Here is a 9,764-nt window from a genome sequence, read left to right as displayed (position 1 = left end):
AGCGCCGGACTGTTAATCCGTAGGTCCCTGGTTCGAGCCCAGGTTGAGGAGCCACTTCAAAAGCCTGCACACATGTGCAGGCTTTTTGTTTTTGCAGGCCCAGCCCCGCAGCGGCGGCAGAACTGCAGTATTTATCACCCCCGCGCCGCCTTGGGGGCCGGCAGCCTGCCATTTGGCCGCTACCATGGCAACAGACACCATGAGCGCCAACCACCACACCCCTCCGCTTGCCTGGCTGCAGCCCGATGACGACTTTCCGCCGGTCGACCGGGCCTGGGGACCCGACACGCCCCACCCCGGCCTGCTCGCCGCCGGCGGCGTGCTCGACAGCGCCCATCTGCAGCAGGCCTACCGCCAGGGCATCTTCCCGTGGTTCAGCGAAGGCTCGCCGATCCTGTGGTGGTCCACCGATCCGCGCATGGTGCTGCAACCGGCCGATTTCAGGCTCCACCGCTCGCTCAAGCAGGCGATTCGCAAGTTTGAACAGGATCCGCACAGCGAGCTGCGCATCGACAGCGACTTTGCCGCCGTGATTGCAGCCTGCAGCCAGCAGGCCCGCCCGGGGCAGGATGGCACCTGGATCGTCGACGATATCCAGGCCGCCTACACGCAGCTGCACCGCGATGGCTTTGCCCACAGTGTGGAGCTGTGGCAACGCGGCCGGTTGGTGGCCGGGCTGTACTGTGTGGCCATCGGCCGCGCGGTGTTTGGTGAATCGATGTTCACCACGGTCCCCAATGGCTCCAAGATTGCGCTGGCCGCACTGGTGCAGATCTGCCGCCGTGAGCAGGCGCCGATGATCGATTGCCAGCAAAACACCGGGCATCTGGCCTTCATGGGTGCAGCAGAGATACCGCGCAGCCGGTTTGTGGCCCATGTGCGCACGCAAATAGCGCTGCCCCCGATGCGTTGGGAGTTTGCATCTCGCGATTGGACTGACATAATCCCACTATCTGAAATGACATCTCCGCATCCGGATGAGTAGGCTGAACGAACTACCGCTGCACAGCTTGCAGTTTTATGCGACAGCGCCCTACCCATGCAGCTATCTTGAAGCGCGCATGGCGCGCTCTCAGGTAGCCACGCCCAGCCACGCCATACAGAACGATGTCTATTCCGAGCTGATCCAGCAGGGATTTCGCCGCAGCGGCCTGTTCACCTACCGCCCCTATTGCGATGGCTGCCAGGCCTGCGTGCCCCTGCGCGTGCATGTGCAGGACTTCAAACCCAAGCGCCACCAGCGCCGCGCGCGCAAACAGCATGAAGCCCTGGAAGTGCGCGTGCTGCCGCTGGGCTTTCTGCGCGAGCACTACGCGCTCTACCTGCGCTACCAATCGGCCCGCCACACCGGCGGCGGCATGGATGAGGACAGTGTCGAGCAGTATTCGCAGTTCATGCTGCAAAGCCGGGTCAACAGCCGCCTGGTGGAGTTCCGCGAACCGGCACAGGGCACACAGCCCGGCGCCTTGAAGATGGTCTCGATCATCGATATCCTCAACGACGGCCTGTCCGCCGTCTACACCTTTTACGAGCCCGAGGCCCACACCAGCTACGGCACCTACAACGTGCTCTGGCAGATTGAGCAGTGCCGTGCGATGGGCCTGCCCTACCTGTACCTGGGCTACTGGATTGCCGCCAGCCCCAAGATGCAGTACAAGGCCGACTACCAGCCCTATGAGGTCTACATCGACCAGCGCTGGCAGCCGGGCCAGCTCGCCAACCATTGCGCCGCCTGATCGCTGCGATCAAGCGGCCTCCCCTATCTTTGTTATCTGAGCGCCAGTCTACGCATGACCAAAACAACACATGACACCGTCACCAAGCCCAGCGTGCAAGTGCTAGAGCGCATGTTCACGCTGCTGGACGTCCTGGCCACGCGCGAGGAAGCGGTGTCACTGAAAGAGCTCAGCGAAATCACGGGCCTGCACCCGTCGACGACGCACCGCATCTTGAATGACCTGACCATCGGCCGCTTCGTGGACCGCCCCGAATCGGGCAGCTACCGCCTGGGCATGCGCCTGCTGGAGCTGGGCAACCTGGTCAAGGCACGCATCAATGTGCGCGAAGTGGCGTTGCTGCCGATGCGCCGCCTGCACCTGGCGACCCAGCAGGCCATCAATCTGAGCATGCGCCAGGGCGATGAGATCGTCTACGTGGAGCGCAGCTTCAGCGAACGCTCGGGCATGCAGGTGGTGCGTGCCATCGGCGGGCATGCGCCCTTGCATCTGACCTCCACCGGCAAGCTCTTCCTGGCCGATGATGAACCCGAGCGCGTGCGCGCCTACGCCATGCGCACGGGCCTGGCCGGCAATACCAAGAACAGCATCACCAACCTGGCGGTGCTCGAGCGCGAGCTGTCCAAGACACGCCAGTACGGCGTGGCACGCGACAATGAAGAGTTGGAGCTGGGCGTGCGCTGCATGGCCGCAGGCATCTATGACGACCAGGGGCGCCTGGTGGCGGGACTGTCCGTCTCCGCCCCCGCAGACCGGCTGGAGGACGCCTGGACCACGCGCCTGCAGGCCACGGCGAGCGAGATCTCATCGGCGCTGGGATTTGACGAACACCGCCAGCCCAACGCACGCTGACGCCAGTCCGCCCTGCACACTCGCAGACGCAAAAAAACCTGCCGAGGCAGGTTTTTTGTTGGGTGCCTGGCGCTCAGTGTTTGGCCAGCAGGTGCGTGGCGGAGCCTTCCACCCAATGGCGCACCCGTTCGGCGTCTGCCAGACGGCCAAACTTGCCAGCCGAATCCAGGAACACCATGATCAGCTTGCGGCCCGCGACCTGGGTCTGCATCACCAGGCAGCGCCCGGCTTCGGAGATATAGCCGGTCTTTTGCAGGCCGATGTTCCACTCCGGGTTGTGCACCAGGCGGTTGGTGTTGTTGAACTGGACCGTACGCTCACCCACTTCCACCTGGTAGGACGGCGAGGTGGTCAGATCGCGCATCAGCGGATCGGAGTGCGCCACGTTGACCAAGGTCGCCAGGTCGAAGGCGCTGGACTGGTTGGAGCTCGACAGGCCGGTGGGCTCGACATAGCGGGTATCGGCCATGCCCAGCATCTTGGCTTTCATGTTCATCAGGCCGACAAAGGTCTGCATGCCACCCGGATAGGTGCGGCCCAGCGCATGCGCTGCGCGGTTTTCGCTGGACATCAGCGCCAGGTGCAGCAACTCGCCACGCATCAATGTGGTGCCGACACGCAGACGCGAGCTGCTGTGCTTTTCGGTGTCCACATCGTCCTGCGTGATGGTGATCATCTCATCCATCGGCAGCTGGGCCTGCGAGATGATGAGGCCGGTCATCAGCTTGGTGAGCGAGGCGATGGGCAGCACCGCATGGTCATTCTTGGACAGCAGCACCTCATGCGTGTCCTGGTCCAGCACCAGCGCCACGCTGGACTTGAGGGCCAGCGGATCGGTCACATCATGCAGACCGGCGAGCTGGCCGAAGGATTGGCGCTCGGGAATGATGACGGCCGAGGCGACCGCAGCACGACCGGCATGGCGGCCCACCTTGGCGACGGTGGTCTTGCCCTTCGCAGCCTTGCCTGCGAGCTTTTTGGACGCGGGCGCTGCAACTGCCTGCTTCTGGCGCCCGTTACGCTCACCCTTGGAGGCCACGGCCGCCTGTTTCTTGCCTGCCTTGGCCTGCACATGGGCCTTCGCAGCGGGCTTGTTCTTGGCGCTGGCATGGGCGGCAGGCGCCGCTAAACCAAAGGCCAACGTACAAATTGCAAACAAATGTGAAAAACGACGCAAAACACTGCGATGACGTAGCGCCATTATTCTGCTCCCTACAAATACGATAGCTGACAGCGGAAATTTGGATTCAAAAAATCGCGCAAATTCATGAACTTACGCGATTCTTCAATTATTTAAGTGAAATTATATTCCGAAGTCTCAACCTTGTGCAGCTACTCGCTCCGTAGGATTTTGTAACTTGTTCAGTGCAGCGATGTAAGCCTTCGCTGACGCCACGACGATATCGGGGTCTGCACCTACACCGTTGACGATGCGGCCACCTTGCTGCAAGCGTACGGTCACCTCACCCTGGCTCTCGGTGGAGCCACTGATCGCATTGACCGCATACAGCACCATCTCCGCACCGCTGCGCGCCTGGGATTCGATGGCCTTCATCGATGCATCAACAGGTCCGTTGCCGGTGGACTCGCCGCGCACTTCCTGGCCGTGGGCAATCAGCACCACACTGGCCTTGGGCTGCTCGCCCGTTTCGCTGGCTTGCGACAGCGACACGAAGCGGTAGGTCTCAGCCTGGGCTTCCGCGCCTTCCATGTGCACCAGTGCCAGGATGTCCTCGTCAAAGATTTCACTCTTGCGGTCAGCCAGGTCCTTGAAACGGGCGAAGGCGGCATTGATGTCGCTTTCGCTGTCCATCACCACACCCAGCTCCTGCAGGCGCTGCTTGAAGGCGTTGCGGCCCGAGAGCTTGCCCAGCACGATCTTGTTGGCGCTCCAGCCCACATCTTCTGCTCGCATGATCTCGTAGGTGTCGCGGGCCTTGAGCACGCCATCCTGGTGGATGCCCGAGGCATGGGCAAACGCATTGGCGCCCACCACGGCCTTGTTGGGCTGCACCACGAAGCCGGTGGTCTGGCTGACCAGGCGGCTGGCGGCCACAATGTGCTGGGCGTCGATGTTGACATCGAGGCCAAAGTAATCGCGGCGCGTCTTGACGGCCATGACGACTTCCTCCAGTGAGCAGTTACCCGCGCGCTCGCCCAGGCCGTTGATCGTGCACTCCACCTGGCGCGCACCACCGATCTTGACGCCGGCCAGCGAGTTGGCGACGGCCATGCCCAGGTCGTTGTGGCAATGCACCGACCAGATGGCCTTGTCACTGTTGGGAATGCGCTCGCGCAGGTTCAGAATGAACTGGCCATAGAGCTCGGGGATCGCGTAGCCGACGGTGTCGGGCACATTGATGGTGGTGGCGCCTTCGGCGATCACCGCCTCGATCACGCGGCAGAGAAAATCCGGGTCGCTGCGGTAGCCGTCTTCGGGACTGAATTCGATATCGCCCACCAGATTGCGGGCAAAACGCACCGACATCTTGGCCTGCTCGAACACCTCATCGGGCGACATGCGGAGTTTTTTCTCCATGTGCAGCGGGCTGGTCGCAATGAAGGTGTGAATGCGTGCCCGGTTGGCAGGCTTCAAGGCTTCGGCAGCGCGGGCAATGTCACGGTCATTGGCGCGGGCCAGCGAGCAGATGGTCGAGTCCTTGATGATGGAGGCGATGCTCTGCACACAATCGAAATCTCCGTTGGAGCTGGCGGCAAAGCCAGCCTCGATGACGTCCACCTTGAGGCGCTCGAGCTGGCGCGCAATGCGCAGCTTCTCGTCCTTGGTCATCGACGCGCCGGGCGATTGTTCGCCATCGCGCAAGGTGGTATCAAAAATAATCAGTTGGTCGCTCATCGTGTGTTCTCCATGGCATGGGTCATGCGCTGCCGCCTTGCTGCCACTGTGGGTAAGTGGAATCTCTACAACAGGCTGCAGGAAAGCGGTCTGCTCGCTCTCCTGCAGCCTGCGTCAACCGCGCTACAGTTTACGTGCTTTGCTTCGTCTGTGGTTAGACGACAGCCGCCTGTGGCACTGCTTGTGGCACTGCCGTTTGCACGCTGGCGACAGCACCGCTACGTGCCACCGCGCTCATCACCGCGCGGAAAGCCGCCTGGGTGCTGTTGCTGTCCATGCCCACGCCGTACAGGCTCTGGCTGTCGCCGACGCGCAGCTCGATGTAGGCAGCTGCCGTGGCATTGGCGCCTTTGTCGCCGCGCGCATCGCTGGCGGCAACGGCATGCTCGCTGTAGTCGAGCAGGCGCACAGGAATACCGATGGCGCTGCTGACCGCCTGCACAAAGGCATCGATCGGGCCATTGCCCTGGCCGGCAATGCTGACAGCCTGACCGGCCCATTGCAGCTTGCCGCTGATGCGCACGTCATCACTGTCGCCCGATTCCACGCGGTACTGGACCAGTGCATGGTTGGCGCTGAGTTGGTACTCGCGCTCGAAAATTTTCCACAAATCCTTGGCGGTGAACTCGGTGCCCGCGGTGTCCATCGCGCGCTGCACGACCTGGCTGAACTCGATCTGCAAGCGGCGTGGCATCGCCAGGCCATAGGCTTCTTCGAGCAGGTAGGAGATACCGCCCTTGCCCGACTGGCTGTTGACGCGGATCACCGCTTCGTAGCTGCGGCCCAGGTCCTTGGGGTCGATCGGCAAGTAGGGAATTTCCCAGATATCGGCATCCTGGCGGGCCGCAAAGGCCTTTTTGATGGCGTCCTGGTGCGAGCCAGAAAACGAGGTGTAGACGAGGTCGCCGGCATAGGGGTGGCGGGCAGGCACCGGCAACTGGTTGCAGTACTCGACTTCGGCGCGGATGGCATCGATGTCCGAGAAATCCAGCTGGGGCGATACGCCCTGCACATACATGTTCAAGGCCACATTGACGATGTCGAGGTTGCCGGTGCGCTCGCCATTGCCGAACAGGCAGCCTTCGACGCGGTGGGCGCCGGCCATCAAGGCCAGCTCGGCGCTGGCCGTGCCGGTACCGCGGTCGTTGTGCGGGTGCACCGACACGACCACTTCAGGGCGGCCAGCGAACTTGCGCACCATCCACTCGATCTGGTCGGCAAACACGTTCGGGGTGGCGTTTTCCACCGTGGTGGGCAGGTTCAGAATGATGTCACGGCCAGCGCCCCAGGCGGCAATCGCCGTCTCGCAGGCCTGCAAGGACACATCGAGCTCGGCCAGCGAGAAGGTTTCGGGCGAGTACTGCAACACCCACTCGGTGCCCGGCTGGGCATCGGTCAAGGCCTTGAGGTGGGTCACCTGGTCTTTGACCAAGGCCATCACCTCGGGCACGCTCATGCCGAACACGACCTTGCGCCAGACAGGGGCCACCGCGTTGTAGATGTGGACGATGGCGCGCGGCGCGCCTTGCAGGGCCTCGACCGTGCGCGTGATCAGCTCAGGGCGGGCGGGGGTCATCACCTGGATGGTGACGTCGGCAGGGATGCGCTTTTCCTCGATCAACTGGCGCACAAAGTCGAATTCGATCTGCGAGGAAGCGGGAAAGCCGACTTCGATTTCCTTGAAGCCAATCTTGACCAGCATGTCGAACATACGCAGCTTGCGCGCCAGGTCCATCGGCTCGATCAGCGCCTGGTTGCCGTCGCGCAGATCGGTCGACAGCCAGATGGGTGCCTGGGTGATCTGGGCATCAGGCCAGGTGCGGTCACGCAACGCAATGGCTGGAAAAGCGCGGTACTTGCTGGAAGGTTGGGTCAACATGGTTGGCTGGTCTTTCTCATCGGAACAAAAAGTTCGGGGTTGGAAACCAGCAACCTGCTAAAACAGAATCGGCCCGTTGCTGGTGCAAACGGGCCGAGGTGTAGGGGTGAAAAACTGCGCGCTACTCTACCTGCCCGTTGGACATGCTAGTAGTAGAGCTGGGGACAGGTTTTGCATGGCGTTCACTCTAACACAGGTTTTGACGAAAGTCCGCAAAAAATTCAATCGTGGTGCAAGCCGCGCTCTTCGGGCTCGTCGGTCGAGGTCGCCACGATCGACACATGCTGGCCCTTGAAGCGGCGCCAGGCATAGATCACATAGCCCGAGAGCAAATAGGCCACAAAGATGAGGAACAGCATCGTGGCCGGCTCAATGCTCACCACCGCCAGCAGCAGCACCACGACCACCAGCGAGAAGAAAGGCACGCTCTTGGCAGCCCCTGCATCCTTGAAGCTGTAGTAGGGAATGTTGGTGACCATCGTCAGGCCTGCCAGCAAGGTGATGGCGAACATGATCCAGGACAGGTCATCGCGGCTGGCCGGGTAGCCGCCGAACAGCGCAATCACCTGGCCAAAAATCGGTACATCACGGTGCGATACCAGGAGTGCGCTGGTCAGCCAGATAAAGCCTGCCACCAGGGCTGCAGCAGCGGGAGACGGCATGCCCTGGAAATAGCGCTTGTCGACCACGCCTGTGTTCACGTTGAACCGCGCCAGGCGCAGCGCCGCACAGGAGCAGTAGACGAAGGCGGCAATCCAGCCCCAGCGGCCCAATGGGCGCAACGCCCATTCATAGGCAATCAGCGCCGGAGCAGCGCCAAACGACACCATGTCCGACAGCGAGTCCATCTGCTCGCCAAAGGCGCTTTGCGTGTTGGTCATGCGGGCCACACGCCCGTCCAGGCTGTCGAGCACCATCGCGCAGAACACGCCCACGGCGGCAGCCTCGAAACGGCCATTCATGGCCATCACGATCGAGTAAAAGCCGCCAAACAAGGCGGCCAACGTAAACGAGTTGGGCAGCACATAAATGCCCTTGCGCCATTTGCGCTGCGCAGGCACCAGCGCAGGCGCTGCAGCCTTGGGCTTGGTTTCGTTATCGTCCAGCATTCAATCCACTCCAGCGCCAGCCATATCTGCGCAATCAGCTACATATTTTATAGTTTCCGGCGGGCTCGGGCCCGGCCGGGCATGGCCTACAGTGTAGCTTTTGCCACTATGGGCCCACCGGGGATGCCCATGAAAAAAGGACTGCGTCGGCAGTCCTTTACGAATCAGCACGGCGCCGCTGCAGGCAGCGGCGGCCAATGTGATTTAGTTGCGGGTCTGGTCGACCAGCTTGTTCTTGGCGATCCAAGGCATCATGGCGCGCAGCTGACCACCCACTTGCTCGATCTGGTGATCGGCCGTATTGCGGCGGCGGGCGGTCATCGATGGGTAGCTCAGACGGCCTTCCTGGATGAACATCTTCGCGTAGTCGCCGTTCTGGATGCGCTTGAGCGCGTTGCGCATGGCCTTGCGCGACTCTTCGTTGATCACCTCAGGACCGGTCACGTACTCGCCGTATTCGGCGTTGTTCGAGATCGAGTAGTTCATGTTGGCAATGCCGCCTTCGTAGATCAGGTCCACGATCAGCTTGAGCTCGTGCAGGCACTCGAAATAGGCCATTTCAGGCGCATAGCCGGCTTCCACCAGGGTCTCGAAGCCCATCTTGATCAGCTCGACAGCACCGCCGCACAGAACGGCTTGCTCGCCGAACAGGTCGGTCTCGGTTTCTTCCTTGAAGTTGGTCTCGATGATGCCGGCCTTGCCGCCACCATTGGCCATCGCGTACGACAGGGCCAGGTCACGGGCCTTGCCGGACTTGTCCTGGTGCACAGCGATCAGGTGGGGCACGCCGCCGCCTTGGCTGTAGGTGTTGCGCACGGTGTGGCCAGGGGCCTTGGGCGCAACCATCCACACGTCCAGATCGGCGCGGGGCACGACCTGGTTGTAGTGCACGTTGAAGCCGTGTGCGAACACCAGCGAAGCGCCTTGCTTGATGTTGTCCTTGACGTTGTCGTTGTACACCTTGGCGATGTCTTCGTCAGGCAACAGGATCATGACCACGTCGGCGGCCTTCACGGCGTCGTTGACTTCCATCACGGTCAGACCAGCCTTCTCGGCCTTGGGCCAGGAAGCGCCCGACTTGCGCAGACCGACAATGACCTTCACGCCACTGTCGTTCAGGTTTTGCGCGTGCGCATGGCCTTGCGAGCCGTAGCCGATGATGGCGACGGTCTTGCCTTTGATGAGGGACAGATCACAGTCCTTGTCGTAAAAAACTTTCATGCTTCGCTCCGTTGGTATCAGTCAAAAATGCAAACAAACACTTGTTCAAGAATCTGTATCGTCAGGGGGCCTTGCGGTGTTTCCTGACGCCAGCAAATAAGCCCCCGCTA

At 61.7% G+C, this 9,764-nt stretch carries 8 protein-coding genes; 3 read left to right on the top strand and 5 right to left on the bottom strand.

Going from position 1 to position 9,764, the window contains the following annotated elements; genetic code table 11:
* Positions 1-184 precede the first annotated feature (184 nt).
* Genes aat through ACCQ08_RS22775 form a run of 3 tightly spaced genes read left to right on the top strand, consistent with a single transcriptional unit; the run spans position 185 to position 2,588 of the window.
* The gene (gene aat / locus ACCQ08_RS22785) at positions 185-985 is read left to right on the top strand and encodes a leucyl/phenylalanyl-tRNA--protein transferase (RefSeq protein WP_239808752.1); all 801 of its coding nucleotides are present in this window, start codon (positions 185-187) and stop codon (positions 983-985) included.
* Positions 978-1,736, top strand: coding sequence for an arginyltransferase (locus ACCQ08_RS22780; RefSeq protein ID WP_312415367.1), 759 nt, complete (start codon positions 978-980; stop codon positions 1,734-1,736). Before aat ends, ACCQ08_RS22780 begins: the two co-directional genes overlap by 8 nt.
* 54 nt (positions 1,737-1,790) lie before the next feature.
* A complete protein-coding gene (locus ACCQ08_RS22775) occupies positions 1,791-2,588 on the top strand; it encodes an IclR family transcriptional regulator (protein ID WP_239808754.1) in 798 nt (265 codons plus the stop codon).
* Between the two features lie 73 nt (positions 2,589-2,661).
* Here the strand turns inward: ACCQ08_RS22775 and ACCQ08_RS22770 are convergent, their stop codons facing one another.
* The 5 genes from ACCQ08_RS22770 to ilvC form a co-directional block, all read right to left on the bottom strand.
* On the bottom strand, positions 2,662-3,789 hold the full coding sequence (locus ACCQ08_RS22770) for a serine hydrolase (protein WP_373451076.1): 1,128 nt from the start codon (positions 3,787-3,789) through the stop codon (positions 2,662-2,664).
* 117 nt (positions 3,790-3,906) lie between these two features.
* On the bottom strand, positions 3,907-5,445 hold the full coding sequence (locus tag ACCQ08_RS22765; protein ID WP_239808756.1) for a 2-isopropylmalate synthase: 1,539 nt from the start codon (positions 5,443-5,445) through the stop codon (positions 3,907-3,909).
* Positions 5,446-5,599: 154 nt separating this feature from the next.
* Positions 5,600-7,324 carry a 2-isopropylmalate synthase gene (gene leuA / locus ACCQ08_RS22760; RefSeq protein ID WP_373451075.1) on the bottom strand — a complete coding sequence of 575 codons (1,725 nt, stop codon included), beginning with the start codon at positions 7,322-7,324 and terminating at the stop codon, positions 5,600-5,602.
* Between the two features lie 221 nt (positions 7,325-7,545).
* Positions 7,546-8,433 (bottom strand): CDP-diacylglycerol--serine O-phosphatidyltransferase, encoded by an 888-nt coding sequence (gene pssA, locus ACCQ08_RS22755; RefSeq protein ID WP_312415359.1) that lies wholly within the window; start codon positions 8,431-8,433, stop codon positions 7,546-7,548.
* Between the two features lie 204 nt (positions 8,434-8,637).
* Complete coding sequence (gene ilvC, locus ACCQ08_RS22750) at positions 8,638-9,654, bottom strand: ketol-acid reductoisomerase (protein WP_230773062.1); 1,017 nt, start codon at positions 9,652-9,654, stop codon at positions 8,638-8,640.
* Between the last annotated feature and the right edge of the window lie 110 nt (positions 9,655-9,764).

Source organism: Comamonas sp. SY3, assembly GCF_041730275.1.
Lineage (GTDB): Bacteria > Pseudomonadota > Gammaproteobacteria > Burkholderiales > Burkholderiaceae_C > Comamonas > Comamonas sediminis.
Note: the sequence above shows the minus strand (reverse complement) of the source record. Positions and strands in the feature narration are given on the sequence as shown.